This is a genomic window from Brevibacterium sp. UCMA 11754, assembly GCF_021532275.1.
GTDB lineage: Bacteria > Actinomycetota > Actinomycetes > Actinomycetales > Brevibacteriaceae > Brevibacterium.
In genome coordinates this window covers 226,391-246,344 of sequence record NZ_JACBOT010000001.1, presented here as the reverse complement: position 1 = coordinate 246,344, position 19,954 = coordinate 226,391, and the positions used below count along the sequence as shown (strand labels likewise).

The following is a 19,954-nucleotide window of genomic DNA, read 5'->3' as shown; positions in this document are numbered from 1 at the left end:
GGGACCGCGTCGATGCAGATCCCGATTGATACATAAGACGTCTGATGTCCTATGTTGCAAATCTACGCTGAATGTGGGCTTGCGCACAAGCCTTCGAGTACGAATGTGTCGTCGGTGCCTGAGCAACCCCTCAAGAACGATGCCGCAGGCGTGTGGGAAGATTGGAGGCGTGTCGAAAATTCTTGAGATCCTGGCCCCGGAGGGTCTGCCGCCACTGGCCGAACGCCCCGGTGTCTCTTTCATCATGCCGGTGCTCAACGAGGCCGAGCACATTGCCAAAGCGATCACCACGATCCTGGCCCAAGACTACGAGGGAGACAAGGAAATCGTCCTTGCCCTCGGGCCCTCGACCGATGACACGAACCGCATCATCGCGGACATGGCGGCCAACGATCCGAGGATCCAGACCGTTGACAATCCGCAGGCGGCTACGCCGATCGGCCTTAACCTGGCCATCGCCGCGACTCATCACCCGGTCATCATCCGCGTCGACGCACACTCCGGGCTGCGCACCGACTACACCAAGCAGGCCATCGACACCCTGCGCCAGACACAGGCCGCGAACTGCGGCGGGCTCATGCTCGCCCGCGGTCGCACCTCCTTTCAGAAGGCAGTGGCCCGGGCCTACATGTCACCCGTCGGCCTCGGCGGTCCCGCCTACCATTCCGGGGACGAAGCGGGCGAGGCCGAGTCGGCCTACCTCGGTGTCTACCGTCGTGAGGTCTTCGACCACCTCGGCGGGTTCGATGAAGGCATCAAACGCGGACAGGACTGGGAGCTCAACCTGCGCATCCGCACCGCAGGTGGGCGCATCTGGTTCAACCCGAACATGGAGGTCACCTATTGGCCGCGGGATTCCTGGTCGAAGATCTCCCAGCAGTTCTGGGCCACCGGCATCTGGCGCGCTGAACTCATCCGTCGCTACGGATCGGCCAACTCGCTGCGCTACTTCGCGCCACCAATACTGGTCCTCGGGATGGCCGCCAGTGTCATCGAAGCCCTCCTGCAGCTCACGGGGCGCACGAAGACGTGGCCGAAATTCCTGCGCCGCTTCACCTCTCTGGTTCACGTGCCCAGCCTGGGATACGTGTCGGCAATCCTCGCGACCGCCTCGGCGGCCAAGGACTGCGGACGACGCGAACGCGCCTGGTTCGGTCTCATCCTGCCCACCATGCATCTGTGCTGGGGTGCCGGGTTCCTGCGGGGCCTGGTCACCGGCGCTGGATCGACGAAAGACGGCAGTCGTTGAGCAAGAAGAATCGTCGGTACGGTCGCAGCGAACGTGAACAGAACACTCGCGCACAGGCAGGCAGCGGACAGCCTGCCGAAGAGTCGTTCGAGACCGGACGTGCTCCGGTGCCCGAGCGTCCGGCGCCGAAGAAGTTCTACGCACCGCTGTGGGCCGGCATCATCGTCGTCATCGCGGTCGTCGCCGTCCTCGGGTTCAATATGTTCAGCAGCAAGGATCACCTGACCGTGGACTCGCTCAACAAGCCCGTGGTCGCCGCTCTCGACGGCGGTTCCGAAGTCTACCCGGCGAACTCCAAATTCGCCTTCACAGAGAACGCGAAGTTCGGTTACCTGCCCGCACCGACCCTGTCGGAACTGGGCGATGGCACCATCGTCGCCGCGGATCCGAAGTCCGCGCCCAAGGCGATGGAGCTCAAGGACGACCTGGCCTCGCTGGATCGTGATTCGTTCCTGGGCCAGGACATCAAGCCTCCGCGCAAGAACACCGCACCGGGTGAGCCCATCACCTGGGACCAGATGGTCGATGAGATGGCGGGAGCCACCGTGCTCATGCCCCTGATCGAATCACCCGAGGTAGCAACCCCAGTGCTGAAGAAGATCGCCGAGGCGGACATCGCAGATTCGACCATCGTGCGCACCGATGATGCCGAGGTCGCCAAGGCCGCATCCGACGCCGAGGTGGCGGTGATGTTCACCGGTGATCCGACGGCATCCGCGCCGGAGTCCTTGTCCTCTTCGGGATATTCGATGATTGCCGTGGACGCGGCGTCGGCGGTGAAATGGACCGGGTCGGATCTCCAGGTCTGGGCCACCGGAGTCAAGGACGAGAAGCAGCTGAAGGAACTTGCCGATGCTGGAATCTTCGGAGCCCTGAGTACCAACCCGTACTCCATCCAGCCCTCAGAAGTGAAGTCCAACTGAAACCCTGCACTAAATCAATGATTAGGAGATGACATGACACAGCCCATCGGCAACCCATCGCACATCGGGAACCTCGACGCCGCGCAGCTGGGCCCTCAGCCGACCTACCTGCCCGATGACCATGCGGACGTTGAAGCCAAGAAGCGCCTCGACGCCGGCGAAGAGCCCATCGACATCGTCGCCAGCCTGCCCGCCTCATCCCTGGCCTGGGCGATCCTGGCCGATGAAGCACACAGCGAGGGCCGCCTCGTCGACTCCTACGCCTATGCTCGCGTCGGCTACCACCGTGGCCTCGATTCGCTGCGTGCCGCCGGATGGCGCGGAGCCGGTCCGATCCCGTGGAAGCATGAGATCAACCGCGGATTCTTGCGCGCGCTCAACGCTCTGGGCCGTGCCGCCGGAGCGATCGGCGAGGGTGAAGAGGCTGCTCGGATCGAAGAGTTCCTGCGCTCGTCCGACCCAGCTGCCATCGATGCGATTGCGGCAGGGGAGTAAGCGGCTCCTCAGTAGAAGAACTTTTTATCGCGGGAGGTCGTCTCCATGCCGTCTTGGGAGCCATTGTCACGCCAGCTCCTGCAGGTAGGTGCTGAAGCCGCCTGCGGCTCGTCCTTCCAACCTAGCTGAGGTGAGGACCCGGCAGGTGTCGGTGCGCAGCACCCGGCCGCCGGCCTCGAGAACCGCAGCCACCAAGGCCGCGTCCTCACCGCATGGCAGGGGCGGAATTCCGTCGACGAGTTCGAAGTAGGTTCCGCGGACACCAAGGTTGGCCCCGAAGACGAATGGGTGGCCCTCGCCCAGTTCATGTGCCGCATGCCATTTGGCAAGGAGCTCGGACGACCCGGTCTCGGGCCGTGGAGCAACCGTGCCCACGATGCAGTCGACACCGAGCTCGGCATTACGGAGCTGGGAGGCGATCCAATGTTCGGGCACGCGGCTGTCGGCGTCGGTGAACGCGAGCCACATCGCATCAAGCACCTGCTGGGTGTGAATGCCTCTTTGTCCGATGAAGTACTCGGCGGCGGCATTGCGAGCGATCCCCACATTGTTGAATGACACAGTGACCACCTCGAGAATCGGATTCCGAGACGCGAAGTCCGTGACCAGGTCGAGCGTATTGTCCGTGCACGCATCGGCCACGACGATCACCCGGATGTGCACGACTGCGGAGGTGCGACGCGCATACGCCACCGAGGCCATCACCGATTCGAGGCAGCCTTCGATCTCATCTTCCTCATTGTGCGCCGGGAGGATGACCGCAAAGACATCAATCATCGGTGTCGCCCCGGGCAGCTGCTTCAGGAGAGTTCGGGGACTTCGTCACAGTGAGGATGTCGAGACGATACTTCGCATCGGCATGGAACTCGAGCCTGTGATGAGGCCAGAAGTGCAGGCAGCTGTCGTGGACCTCATCGGCGCTCAAGGGCCAATCGCGGATCTCGCCCTTCCAATGGCAGAGCACCAACACAAATCTGTGAGTCGTGGACTCATCGATGCGCTGCAGAGTCTGATGCAACTGGGTTCGAGACAGGTAGAAGCCCGTTTCGGACAGGACAACACAGTCGAAGAGCCCCTCGGGCCATTCGAAGGGGACCGTGGCGCGACTGTAACTGACTCGGGAGTTGTCCAGGCGGTGTCCTTCGGCGATAGTCAGAGCCTGGCTGCTGGCATCGACAGCGGTCACGCGTTCACTCACCCCAGCGAGTTCTTCGCTGAGGACCCCAATGGAGCAGCCGATTTCCAGCGTATGGGCAAACGAGGTCTGCGGAAGGTGAGCGAGCAGAGTCGCGCGTTTGGAGATCTCGTATGCGGAATTGCGCACGGCCCAGGGATCACTGCGATCAATGTGGACGCCATCGAAGACCCGTGAGGCTGTGTGCGCGTCATTGACACCCGCCTCGGCGGCTGTCTCTGACTTGTCGGCGCCGAAGTCCGTGACCTTGAAGGTGTCGCCGCCTCGGTTGAAGTGCTCCAACCGTGCCCGACTGAGGATCGCCTCATCGCCGGTCTGATCGGACAGGGGCAGAGTCTGCGAGGGGTAGCATTCGAAGACCCCCTGCCTGTCCAGGTCCTGAGGATCGGGTAGGAAGCGCCACGATCGCCACTGTGAGTCTTCGGGGGTGGCCCAGTGCCAATACCAGATGGGATACTCGAGCACCGTTGCCCTACTTCGCCGTCCCACAGCCAGAGCGGCCTGACCAAGTGCCTCATGATCGGCGTGCCCATCACGGCTGTATGGGGCAACGATGGAGACTGGCCCCGGAGCTGCACAGAGCTCCGACACTATTTCCTGCAGTATCTGGTCGCTGTGCTCGGCCAAGCTTCCGTCGTCGAATTCGAGGAATCTGCTCGTCACTGACGGGCCCAGCGTGCTCAGCGCAGCATCGAATTCCTGCAGGCGAACCTGTTTGAGGCGGCCTCGAGTGTGCGTGGTCGAATGAGGGTGGGAATTCTCCCCGGCTGTGAACAGAAGCACCGTCACATCGGCGTCACACGCCCGAGCGTGAGACAGCAGCGAGGCGGCGCCGAATGCTTCGTCATCGGGGTGTGCCGCGAGCACCAGGACGGAACCACCCTCAGCACAGACGTCGTCGGTCAGGAGGGGAAGGTCGAGGGCTCCGGCCTGGACCCACGCCTCTTCGCTGGTGCTCTCATCCAGGTGACTGAAGCTCATTGTGATGTGAAATTCTTCACGAGCGCTTCACCCAGGGACGCCTCGTCGCGGGGCCCGTGGTGTTGACTGAGGTAGACGGTGAGGTCCGCGTCGGCCTTCGCGAAGGCACTGTCGCCGGTGAGTGCGGCGGGCCCCGCGAGCTCTCGGCTCAAAAGCTGAATCTGCTGGGCACCGCGATAGACGATGTTGCGCACCCGCAGGGCTAACGACCAGGCATCATCGCGTGAGAATTCCTCGTCACCGTCTGCGGCCTCGGCCGCCTGAGCGAGTACCGCGCGGGCGGCGAAGATCTCCGCATCGAGCTGTCCCAGGCACAGGTCTCCCATCGGTGCGGGGGCGGGGCGCGCGAAATGTCGGCGGGCCGCATTCTGCGCCAGGCCCAGGGCACCACCGAACCAGCAGGCGGCGACCCTGATCCCGCCCCAGGCGAACGAGGGACGGTCGAGATACCAGCCGGGCGGACCGACCGCCTCGGCGGGAGCCTGGTCGAAAGTCACAGAGCCGCTGGGGATCTCGCGGAGGCCAAGGCTTGGCCATGCGGTTTTGTCGGGATGGACGCGCGGACCATCCATGCCCACCGCCACGGCCTGCCCGTGTCCGTTGCGATGGGCGATGACGATGGCATGACTCAACTCTGATGCCAAGGAACACCACGCCTTCTCTCCGGTGATGACGGTGCTGCCATCCGCCTCGGCGACAGTGACGACCTTTCCAGGGACTTTCGCAGCATAGACACCCCATGAGGTCTGGTCTCCGGGTGGCTCAAAACCCGCCTCGGCGATGATGCCGAGGGCATCGATATGGGGCTCGAGCATGCGGGCGACGGCCACATCGATCGACGCGACCATCGACAGAGCCTCCCACTGGTGCAGTTGGGACGAGGTGCCGGTGAGGTCCAAATGGTTCTGAAGTGAGGTGATCTTCCTCGGTGGGGCAGTGCCGTCAGTGACCAGCTGAATCAGGGCCTCACGTTGGGAGGACGCTCGCGGGAGCTCGAGCCAGGGGGTCAGTGGAGAGGAGAAGACACCTGAGTCGGAACTAGTGGAGTCTCTGCTCATGTCGTTTCCTTCGGGGTAATTGGTGCCTGGACGGAATAGAGCGGGGCGCTAGGAGTCCATTGCGGTGCGGAGGCGTTCGATGAGGTCGTCGAGTCCGTCGTCGAACTCTCGGGCGGAATGGTTCTCAGCGAGTTTGCTCTGCAGTCGTTGCACCGTCGGATAGTCACCAAGATTCTCGTTGTCCTGCTCGTCGTTGCTGTTCTCCGCTATCGGAACTGGACTGACGCCGAGGGCCGATACTTGGAGCAGAAGATCGCCGAGTAGGAAGCTGGTGAAGGCCTTGTAGGCGCTGACGGCACGGTCGTCGGAGAATCCGTACCCCGCGAGTGAAGTGAGGAAATAGTCGACCCAGCGGATGCTGCGCAAGGGTGGTCGCAGCCACGGGGCATCTGGCGGTTGGGTGATCATCAGGGGAAACATCTTCGGATGGGTCAGCGCGAGCTTGCGCATCGCATTCGCAACGTATTGAAAATAGCCCTCCCAGGACGAAGGCTTCTCCTGCATCAGATCGTCATTGAAGAGATCGTCGATGAGTTCACCGACGGCCGCAGAGATGAGTTCCTCGCGCCCGGGAACATGTCGGTACAGGGCCATGGCCTCGACGCCGAGTGCGGCACCCAGCCGTCTCATGGTGAGGGCTTGGACTCCGTTGTCGTCTATGAAGGTGATTGCAGCCTGAACGACATCGGTGCGACTCAGACGCCGGCGAATCATGGAATCTCCTCACATCGGTGAATCGGCGGACATCCGTGAACGGGCCCGGCCCGCATTCATCTTAGCGGTCCTGTGGTCATCGGAGACGACTCTGCGCCCCGAACTCAGGTGAGCTCGGGGCGCAGAGTGCACTGGGGATGTGCAGGTATCGAAGGGATCGATCCTCAGGCCTTGGCGGCCCGACTGCGGCCGGTGATGAGTCCCCAGACGATGAGGACGATCAGCGAACCGCCGATGGCGCACAGCCAAGTGGAGATATCGAAGAACGAGCTGACTCCCGCGCCGAACACGGCACTGCCGATCCAGCCGCCCAGAAGTGCGCCGATGACGCCCAGGATGAGGGTGGCGATCCAGCCGCCGCCCTGACGTCCCGGCAGGATCAGCTTTGCGATAGCCCCGGCGATGAGGCCGAGGACGAGGTAAGCGATGAAGCCCATGGGTAGTTTCCTTTGATAGTGCGAGGAAGCGCGAGGCCTCTCGATGTTTACACTGTAATCAATGTTTACAGTGTAAGCAACATATCAGAAGGAATTGAGTATTGGGCAATGAAGTCAGTGGTCAATGTTCAATGGTGATGTGCCTGGCGCTTGCTTTCTGCGGCAGGCGAAGCAGTGAGTGACGCGGCCGGTTGCAGTCCGCGGCTGAGGGTGCGGTCCGTGCCTCAGGCCGAGACGACCGCAGTCCCACCCTCGATGTTCTGGGCGGTGAAAACCGCGTCGAGCAGTCCGGGGAAGCGGGCGTCGAGGTCGTCCTTGCGCAGCGAGTTCATGATCGACGTGCCCTGGTACTCCTGGCGAATCACGCCAGCCTCGCGCAAAGTTCTGAAGTGATAGGTCGACGTCGACTTAGATACCGGCAGCTCGAACGTAGCGCAGGCGTGATCGTCGTCGGTGGTGTTCAGGCGGCAGGCGATGTGTCTGCGAATCGGGTCGGCGAGCGCGGCGAGCACGGTGTCGAGCCGCATCTCATCCCGGTCGGGATGTTCAAGAGTTCTCATGTGCTGCCTCCTCGTCTGAACATCTCGGTGATCTTCCTGTCACATTGTTTCACTGTCCTTTGATTGTACGGCTTTCTTGGTAGTACGGTAAACATCGAAGTACGAAGAAGGTCGTACTTCATCTCGAGTCTGTAGCTCACGATTCGAGCCCACTGCCGATGATCAAGAGGTCATATGTCCCACTTGCTGTTCGAACCGCTCACCCTGCGCGGCCTGACTTTCCGCAACCGTGCCTGGGTACCGCCCATGTGCCAATACTCGGTGGAGACCCTCGACGGGGTTGCCGCTCCGTGGCATGTTGTCCACTACGGTTCACTGGCCCGAGGTGGAGCCGGTGCGATCATCGTCGAAGCCACAGGTGTCACCCCAGAGGCGCGGATCTCCGCGAAGGATCTGGGTCTGTGGAACGACGAGCAGCGCGACGCACTGGTCCCAGTCGTCGACTTCATGCACTCACAGGGTGCTGCCGCAGGAATCCAGCTGGCCCACGCGGGCCGCAAGGCCTCGACCTACCCGGAATGGGGCACCGAGGGTGAAGGCAGCCTGCCGGAGAACGAAGGCGGATGGCAGACGATCGCCCCCTCGCCCGAGGCCTTCCCCGGTCTGGACACCCCACGTGAACTCACGGAAGCAGAGATCGCCGATATCGTCGCCGCCTTCGCAGCCTCGGCTCGCAGGTCGATGGACGCCGGCTTCGACTTCGTCGAGATCCACGGCGCCCACGGCTACCTGCTCCACGAGTTCCTCTCCCCACTGTCCAATACCCGCACTGACTCGTACGGCGGCAGCCCGGAGAACCGGGCCCGGTTCCTCCTAGAGGTCGTCGATGCCACCCGCGCCGAGGTGGGCGAGGACGTTCCCGTGCTCGTGCGTCTGTCCGCGACGGACTGGACAGAGGGTGGACTGAGCCTCGATGACACGGCACAGCTGTCCGGTTGGCTGAAGGACCACGGAGTCGACCTCGTCGATGTCTCCACCGGCGGCAACGTCATGGCCAAGATTCCGGTCGGGCCCGGCTACCAGACGACCTTCGCCGATGGAATCCGCAAGCAGGCGGACATCCCCACTGCGGCGGTCGGGCTGATCACCGAGCCTTTCCAGGCCGAGCACATCCTTGCGACCGAGCAGGCCGATGTCGTTCTCCTTGGGCGCGAATCACTGCGCGACCCGAACTTCCCGATTCGGGCCGCAGACGCTCTGCACCACGAGATCGACTACAAGCCGTCCCAGTACCACCGCGCATACAAATAGGCCGCAGGCTTACAGTCGGGTCGGCGCCGAGCTAGGTCGTTCGGATCCGAGCCAGCCCGGTCTGTGTCCGTCGCCGGGCATCGGTATCGGTAGGTTCGCGTTCCCACCTTCACCGATGCTTCCGGCCCGGGCTAGTGCTTGATCCAGTTGAAGCTCGTTTGGCTTGTTCTTCCAGTAGGCAATCTGCTTTTTGATGATCGGCTTTCGACGCGAGCGCGGCAGCGTGAACATGGTAGTCGTTCTCATCAATGCCGCTGAATAGTGAGTCACTGGGAAAGCTGTCCATGACTTCATCGATGTTTCCACGCATCAGCTCTAGGCGGCGACGCGTTATGTGTCCTGGAGCTCTCGGCGTCCCTTTGCGCATGTTTGCAAGAACCTCGGCAAACACATCCTCTGTCGTGTGGAGCTGAAACATGCCGTCATTGGCCATGCGCATCAAGAAGAGCCAGTCCATCTGCGTCTTGCTGAATAAGACGTTGGCGTCGACGAATACTCGTTGCGTCATGACATCAATGTACCTGACTACAGGTGCGGCAGGTGGTGGTAGAGAACGCACCCGTCACATCTGATGACGAGCATCAGTTGTCGAGGAAGTCCTCGTTTTCCGAGTCGAGACTGCGCAGCTCGTCGAATGCGACACGACGCTCCTCGGCGCGCTGTTTTTGCACCCTCAGAACTTCCTCACGTTTGAAGCGAGAGTGAGTACCGACCGTAAATGAATCTATCTTCTTGTCGTTGGCCCATTTCATAAGAGTTGGCCGGGATATGCCCAGCATGTCAGCGGCCACCGTGCTTGTGAGCTCATCCGGGACGCGGCCGATGGAAACCTCACCATGCTGCGCAACGGATGCCAGTGCTTTGAGCAGCATCTCCTGAACATCTTGGGGTAGTTCAACTTCTGTGCCATCGGCCATCTTCATGGCAAGGGTGGATCCACTGGGCGCAGGTGTCTCCTGTGCATCGCGGATCGTCCGCTCGCTGATGGTGACCCGATCGTTTGCCCGTTGTAGGGCGCTCATGGTGCCGCCTCTCTTGTCTGGGCTGAGAACCTCTACACAGAATAGCGGTGTTGCACTTATAAGTGCAACTATGTCGCGAGTCGATCCGCTTCGTGTCGGGGCCACCGGTCACCCCAGTCCGCCGATCCACAGCCCCAATCCTGCCGCTGCGGTTGCCAACACCAGGGTGCCGAGGCAGTTGAATAGGCTGAACGCCCACCTGCGCTCCTGGATGAGGCGAATGGTCTCGAAGCTGGCGGTCGAGAAGGTCGTGTACCCGCCGAGGAATCCCGTGCCGATGACCAGATGCCACGACTCAGGAAGGATCTGATCACTGGCCAGCCCGGTGAGCAGACCCAGCACCAGTGAGCCGCTGACATTGATGACGATCGTGCCCCACGGGATGCCGCTGCTCACGCGGGACTTGATGATCCCGTCGAGCAGCATCCTCGCCGCGGCGCCGATGCCCCCGGCCAGGGCGAGGGCGATGAAGATCAGCGGCGTCATTTCGCACCTCGATTGTGCGCGACTGTTGCCGTGGCGATGCCAGCCCACGTGGCCAGGCCGCCGACGAGCACCGTGCCCAGGCCGTAGGTGATCCCGGCACCGACATCCCCCTCGCCGAGGAGGCTCGCCATATCCGTAGCCAGCGCGCTGTAGGTGGTGAAGCCACCCATGAACCCGGTTCCGACCAGGATCCGCAGCCGACGTCTGCGCCCCTCATCGGGACCCATTCGAGCCAGGGCATCGAGAAGCAGCCCCAGTAGGAAGGCGCCGAGGATGTTGACGGCGAAGATCGCCCACGGAATGCCGTCGGCAGAGGGGAATGCAAGTGTGATGGCCTCGCGGGCAGCAGTGCCGAACGTGCCGCCGATGAGCGCCAATCCCAGATAGGGCAGGCGCAGGTGGACGGGGCGGCTCACTTTCCGGTCCCCGCTTCCGCCTCGCCCGTCGTCCCGATTGCAACGGGCTCTGACCGCAGCGGCACGACAACGACCGGGCGGATCTGGTGGTGGGCGAGCTGGATGGCAACCGAGCCGTTGAAGAATTCATGCAGTGAGCCCTTGATCCCGGTCCGACGCACGCCGACGATGATCATCTGAGCTTCAATCGCCTCGGCGAGGCGGGACAGTTCGTGCGCAGGAGCCCCGGCCAGGGCTCGAGTCGACCATTCGACCGCTGAGCTGTCCAAGGTGGAGGCGATGCGGGTGTGCAGTTCGGGAGCGAACTCGGCACTCGCCTCGGCGGTGGTGTCCGGGTCGATGGGCATCGAGAGGATCGATCCATCGGATTGGACATCGACGGTGTAGCGAGAGTCGTCGACATGGGCGCAGATGAGCTCGGCATCGAACTTCTGCGCGTAGGTCGCCGCTGTTGTGAGCACCTCGGCGGGCTGATCGACAACCACGCCGACGACGATACGGGCGTGCGGCGACGACTTCGGGGGAGTGGGGGCGTTGCTCATGGTCTCTCCTACCTTCTGGGCACGCTGACGCCGGTCGAGGTAGGGACTGTTGTCGGAGAACCGAGGTTGGGTACGGCGAGCCCCACCGCCGTGACGCGCAGGCGTCTTCTTCATTCTGCCACAGTCGCTCATCATGCTCGACGGTGTTCGACACCGGCTTCACAACCCGGTTCCAGCGGGCCGGGCGGTTGCTCGCTGGCTTAGAGTTGGGTGCATGGAATCCCCGATCCAGCAGTATCTGGAGGAGCTGCTCAACGAGGTCAGCGGCAACCTCATGGGCACGCCCTATTCGATCCATCCCGCGGGAGGTGCGCCGGACCCGCAGGACTTCGGCATCTGCCTGGCCACTGTCGACGGGCATGTGTACTCGGTCGGCGCCTCGGACAAGAGCTTCTCGATCCAATCGATCTCCAAACCGTTCAGCTATGGGCTGGCGCTGGCCGACCATGGAATCGACGCTGTCGATGAGAAGGTCGACGTCGAGCCCTCCGGGGACCCCTTCAACGAGATCTCGCTGGCGCCGGGAACAGGACGGCCCGCGAACGCGATGATCAATGCCGGAGCACTGGCGGTGGTATCTATGATCAAAGGCAGCGGCGGAAAGTCCGCTCCGCGGCGCATTATGGACCTCTACTCCAAATGTGCCGGTCGACGACTCTCCGGCAGCAAAGCGGTCTTCGACGTTGAGATGCGCAACAGCGACCGCAACCATTCGCTGGCCTACCTGCTGAGCTCGTTTGGGATCATTGACGACAACCCGACGCGGGCACTGGAGAACTATCTGCGTCAGTGCTCGGCCCAAGTCACCTGCCGGGATCTCGCAATGATGGCGGCGACTCTGGCCAATGGCGGGACTAACCCGAGCACCGGTGAGACTGCACTCGAGATCGAACAGGTCGAGCGAGTGCTGTCGGTGATGATGACCTCGGGAATGTACGACGATGCCGGTTCTTGGGTCAGCAGCGTGGGCATGCCGGCGAAATCGGGAGTCGGCGGTGGAACGCTCGCTGTTCTGCCGGGGCAGGCGGGACTGGCCGTCTTCTCACCACCGCTCGACGAGCACGGCAGCAGCGTGCGTGGATCCGAAACGTGCCGCAGGTTCTCCACCGACATGGAGATGCACTTCGTGCGTGCCGCTACCGGCGGCAACTCGACGGTGAGGCCCGGAGTGGGAATCACCCAGCTGCCCTCGCGGATACGTCGCACCGAGGAGCAGGCCGAGATACTCGAGCACTTCAATGAGAGGTGCCAGATCATCGAGGTCACTGGAGACCTGGCCTTCGCGGGCACCGAATCACTGGTCCGTGCCGTCAGCGATCTGGACGACGAGGTGACACTCGTGGTTCTCGATATGCAGCAGGTCAACGAGTGCAGCTCTCTGGCCGTGCGGATGCTCGAGACCCTTGAACATCGACTGACCGCCGACAACCGTCAGCTGGTGCTGATCGAGCGCCAAGGTCTCCTCGACAACACGCAGCTGTCCGCCGGACCCGGAGTACCGACCTTCCTGAGCCGAGGTGGCGCGGTGGAATACTGCGAGAATCGGCTGCTTGCCGCCTTGGGCACTGACATCGGCGAGCCGAACCGAGTGCAGGCCCCGGACAGTCCCGCGCTCGCCCCACTGGATGAGGAGCAGCGTGCCCGGTTGCTCAGTTATATGGAACCCCGCACTCACGATGACGGTGACATCATCCGCCGCGTCGGACAGCGATTCGGCGGCGTCCATTTCATCGTCTCCGGGCAGGTCAACACCATCGCAGCCGACCCCCAGGGTGGCCGGGTCCGGCTGAACACGCTGAGTGCTGGTATGACCTTCGGTGAACTGGCTCTGGGCAGTGATGATCGACAGGAGACTACCGAGAAGGCCGTCGGTGCCGTCGAACTCATGGTTCTCACCCCCGAAGCGATCGAAGAGCTTGAGGCCGACGATCCGCAGTTGGCCCTGCTGCTGTGGCGAGCGCTCACTCGCGATGCGTATCTGCTGGTGGACCGCTATCTGCGCGAAACCGCCGTGCGCCTGAATTACTGACACGGTCACAGCAGGAGCGGCGACAAGCCTGGGAATTATGTCGAACTCCGCTGGGAAGTTCGTCAACTACACTGGAATTTTGCAAAGCTGTGTGAATCGCGAGATACATCGTCGATGAGGAAGGTGGCCCATGGGGTTCTTGGAATTCCTCGTCAAGCGTGCCGACGACATGCTCGAGCTCGGAATCGCCCATGCCGTGGTCGTCGGTGCAGCGGTGATCATCGCCACCGTTCTCGGTGTGGCCCTCGGTGTGCTGACATATCGGCATGAGCGGGCCCGCGATCTGACCCTGGCACTGACCGGATCGTTCCTCACCATCCCGTCGTTCGCGCTCTTCATTCTGCTGCTGAGCCCACTCGGGCTGGGGTGGCGGCCTGTCCTTCTGGCGCTTGTCCTCTACGGGCTGCTGCCCGTGGTACGCAATACCATTACCGGATTGCGCGGGGTCGACCCCGCGATCATCGAATCGGCCAAAGGCATGGGGCTCAACCGCCGCCAACGTCTGCTGCGCATCGAGCTGCCACTGGCCTGGCCGGTCATCATCACCGGAGTCAGGGTGACCACACTGGTACTGCTCGGCATTGCCGCCATCGGTGCGATCGTCAATGGTCCTGGGTACGGTGAGCTGATCTTCACCGGTCTGGCTCGAGTCGGAACGCCGGTCGCGGTCAATCTGGTGCTGTCCGGAGCCGTCGGTGTGATGATCCTGGCGGTTCTGTTCGATCTCATCTTCTACGCCGTTCAAAGACTGACCACTTCGCGAGGTATCCGATGACCCAGACCACGAACTCCACTCCATCCGTATCGGGCTCAGATCCCAGCGTCATGATCCGTCTCGAGGGGCTGACCAAGCGCTTCCCCGGGCAGAAGGTCAATGCCGTCGACGAACTCACGATGGACATCCACGAAGGTGAGATCGTCGTCCTCGTCGGCCCGTCAGGCTGCGGCAAGACCACCACGATGAAGATGATCAACCGGATCATCGAACCTTCGTCGGGCCGCATCATCCTCAAGGGTCAGGACGTCACGACGACCAACGCTGATGACCTGCGTCGGCGAATAGGCTATGTCATCCAGCAGGTCGGCCTGTTCCCGCACATGACTATCGGTCAGAACATCGCCACCGTTCCCAGACTGATCGGTTGGAGTGCTGAACGCGTCCGCAATCGTGTCGACGAGCTGATGACGATGGTGAACATGGACCCGGATGAGTACCGCGACCGCTATCCCAAACAGCTCTCCGGTGGGCAACAACAGCGCATCGGCGTTGCTCGTGCACTCGGCGGAGATCCGTCCGTGATGCTGATGGACGAGCCTTTCGGTGCGATTGACCCGATCACCCGCGACCGGTTGCAGAACGAGTTCCTGCGTCTGCAGTCCGAAGTCCGCAAGACGATCGTGTTCGTCACCCACGACATCGATGAGGCGATCAAGATGGGAGATCGGATCGCGATCCTGCAGGAAGGATCTCGGATCGCCCAGTACGATACCCCGGAGCGAATCCTCACAGCACCGGCGAACGACTTCGTCAAGGACTTCATCGGCTCCGGTGCCTCGCTGAAGCGGCTCAACCTCTCCCGGGTCAGCGACATCGAACTCAGCACCTGGCCGACAGTGACCAACGAGGACTCCCACGAGCGGGCCCACGAACTGCTCGCTGCCTCCGACCACAGCGCCGTTCTCGTCCTCGACGATGAGGGCCGACCCGTGCGGTGGGCCGGGGCGGACGATCTCCGCAGAGGCTCCGGGAAACGACTCGACCAGGTCGGCTCTGTGCCGCAGGCCGTGATCGAACCGCGAGCCACTCTCAGCGACGCCCTCAATGAACTGGTCACCGCCCGGTACGCCGTGACGGTGGTCGTGGATGAACGCGGTCGTTACCAGGGTGTGGTCGACATCGACCAGATCAATGAGACGATCCGCACCATGCGGAGCTCTGCCGTCGCCGAGGCGCGCACCGAGTTCGCATCGGAGGGTGCCGATCCAGCACAGGGATCATCATGAGCGCCCCATCGTCTGAGCCTCGGACCGATTCCGGAGTGGTCGCTCAGACCCCGTCGGCCGCCCACCGACGGACCCTGATGGGCTACCTCACCCTCCCGGCGATCCTCGGCCTCGTCTGCCTCGGCCTGTTCATCTACGTGCAGAGCCGGGACCTCGACTCGATCGAGCAGCGTTCCCTCAATGTCGGTTCCATCACCGAGGCGCTGCAGGAGCATATCGTGCTCACCGCGGTGTCCACGCTCGTCACGCTGATCATCGCCGTGCCGCTGGGCGTGCTGCTGACACGACCACTGACCCGACGGGTCCGCCCATTCATCATCGGTGTGCTGACGATCCTGCAGGCTGTTCCCACCATCGCCATCCTGGTGCTGCTGGCTGTGGCCTTCCTCTTCCTCGGGTTCCAGGCCGCCATCGTCGGTCTCGTGCTCTATGCGATCATCCCGGTGCTGCTCAACACCATGGTCGGCCTCGAACAGGTCGACGCGAATGTGTTGGAAGCCGGGCGCGGGATGGGGCTGTCGAAGATGCAGGTGCTGCGTCGACTCGAACTGCCTCTGGCGGTGCCGGTCATCTTGGCCGGCGTGCGCACAGCGCTGGTGATCAACGTCGGCACAGCCACACTGGTGACCTATATCAACGCTGGTGGCTTAGGCGACATCATCGTCGCCGGACTGTCCACCAACCGCGTTCTCGTGCAGATCGTCGGTGCTGCCCTCACCGCAGTGCTCGCGCTGCTCATCGACTACATCGCCGGCATCGCGGAAGATTTCCTGCGTCCCAAAGGTTTATGAGGAAGCGACGACTTGCTCTGCGGCGATATTCGAAGAAGATCATCTAGAGAGGGAAACTCATGTCCAGGAAATCGATACTCAGCACCCTGATCGGCGCCACCGCCGTAGCCACACTTATGCTCAGCGGTTGCGGTGACAGTGGGGGAGAGAGTCCCAACGCAGGGCTTCTCGACGGAGCCGAGCTCACCGCGGGCTCGAAGGAATTCACCGAATCCGTGGTCCTTTCGCAGATCACCTCGAAGGCACTCGAAGACGCCGGTGCCTCGATCGAGGACCAGACCGGCATCTCCGGCAGCGCCACGGTGCGAGAGGCGCTGGAGAGTGACGAGGTCGACTTCTACTGGGACTACACCGGCACTGGCTGGGTGAACATTCTGGGGCACACGACGAAGGACGCGCCCAAAGACCTGTTCAAGGCCGTCTCCGAGGCCGATGGGAAGAACGGCATCGCCTGGTTGGAACCGGCACCGTTCGAGAACACCTATCGGATCGCGGTCAAGAACGACTTCGCGGAGAAGAACGGGCTGAAGACGATGTCCGATGCTGCGAAGTTCATCGGCGCCCATAAGGATCAGGCGAAGGTGTGCGCGGCCAGCGAGTTCATCAACCGTGACGATGGGTTGCCCGGGCTTGAGAAGGCCTATGGGTTCAAGTTCGCCGATGTCGTGGAACTGGACCTCAACCTCATCTACCCGCAGGTAGGGGAGAAGTGCCAGTTCGGTGAGGTGTTCTCCACCGATGCCCGAATCAAAGCCAACGATATGACGGTGCTTGAAGATGACAAGGACTTCTTCGTCCAGTATCAGGGTGCGATGACCATGCGCCAGGAGACTCTGGACGAATATCCGGAGATCGCAAAGATCATGGCCCCGATCTCAAAGAAGCTGACCAACGAAGTCGTCATGGAGCTCAACGGCCGCGTCGACACCGAAGGCGAGATGCCCGAAGACGTTGCTCAGGAATGGCTCGAAGAACAGGGATTCATCGGCGGCTGACCGCTGCCTCCCTGCTGCCCTCTGTCGCCTCAGGCGTCGACGAACCGGCCGACCGTCGCCTGAGCATCGACTCCTTGCAGTGAGGCAGTGAACATGCGGTAGTAGACGAGTTCCTCAAGGGTGCGCAGCGGAGGGTTCAGGGCACCGGCTTCCGCGGCGAGCTCCTGAGATGTCACCGTGGACTCGAAGTGCTCACGCAGCACGTCGTTCATGCCGGTACCCTCGCCGAACTGCTCTTTGCGTCTCCATAGCACCTCATCGGGCAGCCAACCGTCGAAGGCCCGACGCAGCAGCCATTTGGCTGGTCTGTCTTCGGTGACCAGTTTCCACTCCGGGGCCAATGCCATCGCCAGCTCGACCACGTCGAGGTCCAAGAACGGCAGTCGAGGCTCAACGCCGAGTGCGCCTGCCACCCGGTCGACCCGCTGCAGTCCGCCGATGTGCATCCCCTTGAGCGTCTCGAGCAGTTCGGCGTGCAGCTCCTCACCGACCTCGTGGCGACCGTAGTGCGTGTACCCGGCGAAGAGCTCGTCCGCCCCCTCGCCGACCAGCACGATCTTGACATGTCGTGCCGCCAGCCGGGAGACGAAGTAGTTGGGCACGGCGGAGTGGACGAGCGTCGGGTCGAAGGACTCGAGGCCAGCGATCACCTCGGGCACCACCTCGATGGCATCCTCAGCGGTGTAGACGAGCTCGCGATGATCGGTGCCGCAGTGTTCGGCCACCAGTTGGGCCGCGTGCAGATCGCCGCTGTCGGCAAGACCGACGGCGAAAGTCTTGAGTCTGCGACCGGCCTCGGCGCTGCGGCGAGCGGCGATTGCTGTGACGATGCTCGAATCGACACCACCGGAGAGCAGCACACCGACTGATTGCCGACCAGCCAGGGAACGTTCGACCGCGCGGATGAAGGTTTCACGGATGGCATCGAAGATCCATTCCGGCGGCTCCTCGTAAGGTGCGCGACTTTGCAGCAGGACGGGCGAGGCGCCGGGGAACTCACGGGTGGCCTCGAGGCCACCCTCCGGTGTCCAGACATGCCCAGGAGGGAAGGGTTCCACGTGAGGCCGCAGACTCTTGTCGAAGGCCTTGAGTTCCGAGGCGAAGACGACTGTGCCACCGTCCTTCACCCAGTACAAAGGCGAGAGCCCCAGCACATCGCGGCCGACAGCGAATCGGCCGTCGGAACTGGCGATGGCCAGCGCGAATGGGCCCCACAGCCGCTGGAATGCGGCTGGCCCGTAGTCTTCGAAGAGGACGATTGCCGCTTCGAGGTCGGATTCGGTGCAGAATCGCTGTGCTCCCACCTCGGCGCGGATACGACGATGGTTGTGGATCATGCCGTCCCCGACCAGCCAGATGTCTCGATTCGCACCGCCCGACAACGGCTGATCCCCGGACTGCGGATCGACGATCGACAGGTAGCGGCTGCCTAGCCACGCCTTGTCCAACTCCTTGTGGCCCGAACCATGTGGTCCGCGATGGATGAGCCTCTCCACCATGCGCGAACCCATCTTCGCGTCGAATGGGCCGTGAGCCGCAACCAAACCTGACATGACTGTCCTCCCGTTGGGCTTTCAGTCTAAGACCACTGCCGCAGAGTCTGGGCCCGGGGCCCCCGGGCCCAGCGCAAACCTGAGCCTCAGCCCTCGCGGATCGTCATCCGGCTCAGCTTGTCGCCGTCGACGGCGAAGGTGAACGATGATCGCCCATTCGCATGTGTTGAGCGCCAATCGCCGATGACGGTGACCTCATCACCATCGTTCGAGACCTCTTCGGGTGTGAGGACACCGGTCGCGCCGATGAATTCCTTGTCGCTCCAGGCCTTGATGGCATCGCGGCCGGTGAATTCTCTGCCCCAGTCATCGACGGTGCCATCGGCGGTGAAGGCGTCGAGGAAGCCCTGTGCGTCGTGGGCGTTGACGGTGTCGATGAAGCCGGCGACGGGCTCGGGAATCTGCAGATCTGACATGGGTGCTCCTTAGCTTCCTTGAGGTACGTGCTGTGTGTGCGGTGTGTCAGCGAGTGGTGTAGCCGCCGTTGGCGAAGATCGTCTGGCCGGTGATCCACCAGCCCTCGGTGGCGAGGAACCGCACGATCGGAGCGATGTCCTCGATCTGAGTGAGCTGATTGCCCATGCCCTGCGACTTGTGGAACTCCACCCGTTCGGGTGTTTCCTGACCGTAGAAGAACGGAGTGTCCATCGGCCCCGGGGCAATCGCCGTGACCGAGATTCCACGCTCAGAGTACTCTTTCGCCGCCGCCCTGGTGAAGTGCTCGACTGGGCTCTTTCCGCCTGCATAGGTCGAATACCCGTCCGTGAATGCCGCAAGCAGAGCCGTGACGATGGTTATGATCTTGCCGTTGTCGGCAAGGTGCTTGCCGGCTTCCTTGATGAAGAAGTAGGCGGCCTTGGAATTGATGTCGAACATCGAGTCGTACTCGTCTTCGGTGGTGTCCGCGATCGGCTTGCGCAGCACCTTGCCCGTCGTATTCACTGCAATGTCGATCGTGCCCAGCGCCGAGGTGGCGTCAGTGAACAGCTTCTCGACGTTGGCGGGCCGGGTCAGGTCTCCGGTCAGGAGTACGCCCTTTGCCCCGTTCGACTCAACCGCGGCGAGAGTGGCCTCGGCCTCGCTTCGGGAGGATTCGGAATTATAGTGAATGGCGATATCGGCACCCGCCTCGGCGGCCTGTTGGGCGATGAGCCCGCCCAGATTCTTTCCGCCGCCGGCGATGAGGATGTGCTTGCCCTGGAGTGATTGATCGGTCATGGCATCTCCGCTTATATCGGTGGTACATCTGACTA

The 19,954-nt window shown here is 62.5% G+C and carries 23 protein-coding genes; 9 read left to right on the top strand and 14 right to left on the bottom strand.

Features of this window, described 5'->3' with window-relative positions; translation table 11 throughout:
- Positions 1-169 precede the first annotated feature (169 nt).
- Genes HX613_RS01110 through HX613_RS01100 form a run of 3 tightly spaced genes read left to right on the top strand, consistent with a single transcriptional unit; the run spans position 170 to position 2,667 of the window.
- Positions 170-1,249, top strand: coding sequence for a glycosyltransferase family 2 protein (locus tag HX613_RS01110; RefSeq protein WP_235343632.1), 1,080 nt, complete (start codon positions 170-172; stop codon positions 1,247-1,249).
- A complete protein-coding gene (locus HX613_RS01105; protein ID WP_235343631.1) occupies positions 1,246-2,172 on the top strand; it encodes a hypothetical protein in 927 nt (308 codons plus the stop codon). Before HX613_RS01110 ends, HX613_RS01105 begins: the two co-directional genes overlap by 4 nt.
- Positions 2,173-2,205: 33 nt before the next feature.
- On the top strand, positions 2,206-2,667 hold the full coding sequence (locus HX613_RS01100) for a DUF3151 domain-containing protein (protein ID WP_235343630.1): 462 nt from the start codon (positions 2,206-2,208) through the stop codon (positions 2,665-2,667).
- Between the two features lie 66 nt (positions 2,668-2,733).
- Here HX613_RS01100 and HX613_RS01095 read toward each other — a convergent pair whose 3' ends face one another.
- From HX613_RS01095 to HX613_RS01070, 6 genes are all read right to left on the bottom strand, one after another.
- Positions 2,734-3,444 carry a glycosyltransferase gene (locus tag HX613_RS01095; RefSeq protein WP_235343629.1) on the bottom strand — a complete coding sequence of 237 codons (711 nt, stop codon included), beginning with the start codon at positions 3,442-3,444 and terminating at the stop codon, positions 2,734-2,736.
- On the bottom strand, positions 3,437-4,843 hold the full coding sequence (locus HX613_RS01090) for a bifunctional PIG-L family deacetylase/class I SAM-dependent methyltransferase (RefSeq protein ID WP_235343628.1): 1,407 nt from the start codon (positions 4,841-4,843) through the stop codon (positions 3,437-3,439). The genes HX613_RS01095 and HX613_RS01090 overlap by 8 nt, the downstream gene beginning before the upstream one ends.
- Entirely contained in the window at positions 4,840-5,901 is a 1,062-nt protein-coding gene (locus HX613_RS01085) for an acyl-CoA dehydrogenase family protein (RefSeq protein ID WP_235343627.1), read from the bottom strand. The genes HX613_RS01090 and HX613_RS01085 overlap by 4 nt, the downstream gene beginning before the upstream one ends.
- Before the next feature lie 48 nt (positions 5,902-5,949).
- On the bottom strand, positions 5,950-6,615 hold the full coding sequence (locus tag HX613_RS01080) for a TetR/AcrR family transcriptional regulator (protein ID WP_235343626.1): 666 nt from the start codon (positions 6,613-6,615) through the stop codon (positions 5,950-5,952).
- Between the two features lie 164 nt (positions 6,616-6,779).
- Positions 6,780-7,052, bottom strand: coding sequence for a GlsB/YeaQ/YmgE family stress response membrane protein (locus tag HX613_RS01075; protein WP_204234264.1), 273 nt, complete (start codon positions 7,050-7,052; stop codon positions 6,780-6,782).
- A 224-nt stretch (positions 7,053-7,276) separates the two neighbouring features.
- On the bottom strand, positions 7,277-7,612 hold the full coding sequence (locus tag HX613_RS01070; RefSeq protein ID WP_235343625.1) for an ArsR/SmtB family transcription factor: 336 nt from the start codon (positions 7,610-7,612) through the stop codon (positions 7,277-7,279).
- Between the two features lie 174 nt (positions 7,613-7,786).
- Between HX613_RS01070 and HX613_RS01065 the strand changes: the two genes are divergently transcribed.
- The gene (locus HX613_RS01065; protein WP_235343624.1) at positions 7,787-8,863 is read left to right on the top strand and encodes an NADH:flavin oxidoreductase/NADH oxidase; all 1,077 of its coding nucleotides are present in this window, start codon (positions 7,787-7,789) and stop codon (positions 8,861-8,863) included.
- Positions 8,864-8,972: 109 nt separating this feature from the next.
- Here the strand turns inward: HX613_RS01065 and HX613_RS01060 are convergent, their stop codons facing one another.
- The 5 genes from HX613_RS01060 to HX613_RS01040 all read right to left on the bottom strand — a co-directional run bounded on the left by HX613_RS01060 (position 8,973) and on the right by HX613_RS01040 (position 11,443).
- Positions 8,973-9,371 carry a PIN domain-containing protein gene (locus tag HX613_RS01060; RefSeq protein WP_235343623.1) on the bottom strand — a complete coding sequence of 133 codons (399 nt, stop codon included), beginning with the start codon at positions 9,369-9,371 and terminating at the stop codon, positions 8,973-8,975.
- 73 nt (positions 9,372-9,444) lie between these two features.
- Complete coding sequence (locus HX613_RS01055) at positions 9,445-9,885, bottom strand: helix-turn-helix domain-containing protein (RefSeq protein ID WP_235343622.1); 441 nt, start codon at positions 9,883-9,885, stop codon at positions 9,445-9,447.
- 108 nt (positions 9,886-9,993) lie between these two features.
- Positions 9,994-10,371, bottom strand: coding sequence for a fluoride efflux transporter CrcB (gene crcB / locus HX613_RS01050; RefSeq protein ID WP_235343621.1), 378 nt, complete (start codon positions 10,369-10,371; stop codon positions 9,994-9,996).
- Entirely contained in the window at positions 10,368-10,787 is a 420-nt protein-coding gene (locus HX613_RS01045) for a fluoride efflux transporter FluC (protein ID WP_235343620.1), read from the bottom strand. The genes crcB and HX613_RS01045 overlap by 4 nt, the downstream gene beginning before the upstream one ends.
- The gene (locus HX613_RS01040; RefSeq protein ID WP_235343619.1) at positions 10,784-11,443 is read right to left on the bottom strand and encodes a universal stress protein; all 660 of its coding nucleotides are present in this window, start codon (positions 11,441-11,443) and stop codon (positions 10,784-10,786) included. Before HX613_RS01040 ends, HX613_RS01045 begins: the two co-directional genes overlap by 4 nt.
- Before the next feature lie 100 nt (positions 11,444-11,543).
- Here HX613_RS01040 and glsA point away from each other — a divergent pair, with 100 nt between their 5' ends.
- From glsA to HX613_RS01015, 5 genes are all read left to right on the top strand, one after another.
- A complete protein-coding gene (gene glsA, locus HX613_RS01035) occupies positions 11,544-13,358 on the top strand; it encodes a glutaminase A (protein ID WP_235343618.1) in 1,815 nt (604 codons plus the stop codon).
- 130 nt (positions 13,359-13,488) lie between these two features.
- Entirely contained in the window at positions 13,489-14,133 is a 645-nt protein-coding gene (locus HX613_RS01030) for an ABC transporter permease (RefSeq protein WP_198397611.1), read from the top strand.
- Positions 14,130-15,362 (top strand): ABC transporter ATP-binding protein, encoded by a 1,233-nt coding sequence (locus HX613_RS01025; protein WP_235343617.1) that lies wholly within the window; start codon positions 14,130-14,132, stop codon positions 15,360-15,362. Before HX613_RS01030 ends, HX613_RS01025 begins: the two co-directional genes overlap by 4 nt.
- Positions 15,359-16,153 carry an ABC transporter permease gene (locus tag HX613_RS01020; RefSeq protein ID WP_235343616.1) on the top strand — a complete coding sequence of 265 codons (795 nt, stop codon included), beginning with the start codon at positions 15,359-15,361 and terminating at the stop codon, positions 16,151-16,153. The genes HX613_RS01025 and HX613_RS01020 overlap by 4 nt, the downstream gene beginning before the upstream one ends.
- A gap of 59 nt (positions 16,154-16,212) precedes the next feature.
- Positions 16,213-17,148: an ABC transporter substrate-binding protein gene (locus HX613_RS01015; protein WP_235343615.1), complete on the top strand. Its 936-nt coding sequence runs from the start codon at positions 16,213-16,215 to the stop codon at positions 17,146-17,148.
- 29 nt (positions 17,149-17,177) lie between these two features.
- Here HX613_RS01015 and HX613_RS01010 read toward each other — a convergent pair whose 3' ends face one another.
- From HX613_RS01010 to HX613_RS01000, 3 genes are all read right to left on the bottom strand, one after another.
- On the bottom strand, positions 17,178-18,701 hold the full coding sequence (locus HX613_RS01010; protein ID WP_235343614.1) for an asparagine synthase-related protein: 1,524 nt from the start codon (positions 18,699-18,701) through the stop codon (positions 17,178-17,180).
- A gap of 86 nt (positions 18,702-18,787) precedes the next feature.
- Positions 18,788-19,117: a nuclear transport factor 2 family protein gene (locus HX613_RS01005; protein WP_235343613.1), complete on the bottom strand. Its 330-nt coding sequence runs from the start codon at positions 19,115-19,117 to the stop codon at positions 18,788-18,790.
- A gap of 46 nt (positions 19,118-19,163) precedes the next feature.
- Positions 19,164-19,919: an SDR family oxidoreductase gene (locus HX613_RS01000; RefSeq protein ID WP_235343612.1), complete on the bottom strand. Its 756-nt coding sequence runs from the start codon at positions 19,917-19,919 to the stop codon at positions 19,164-19,166.
- Between the last annotated feature and the right edge of the window lie 35 nt (positions 19,920-19,954).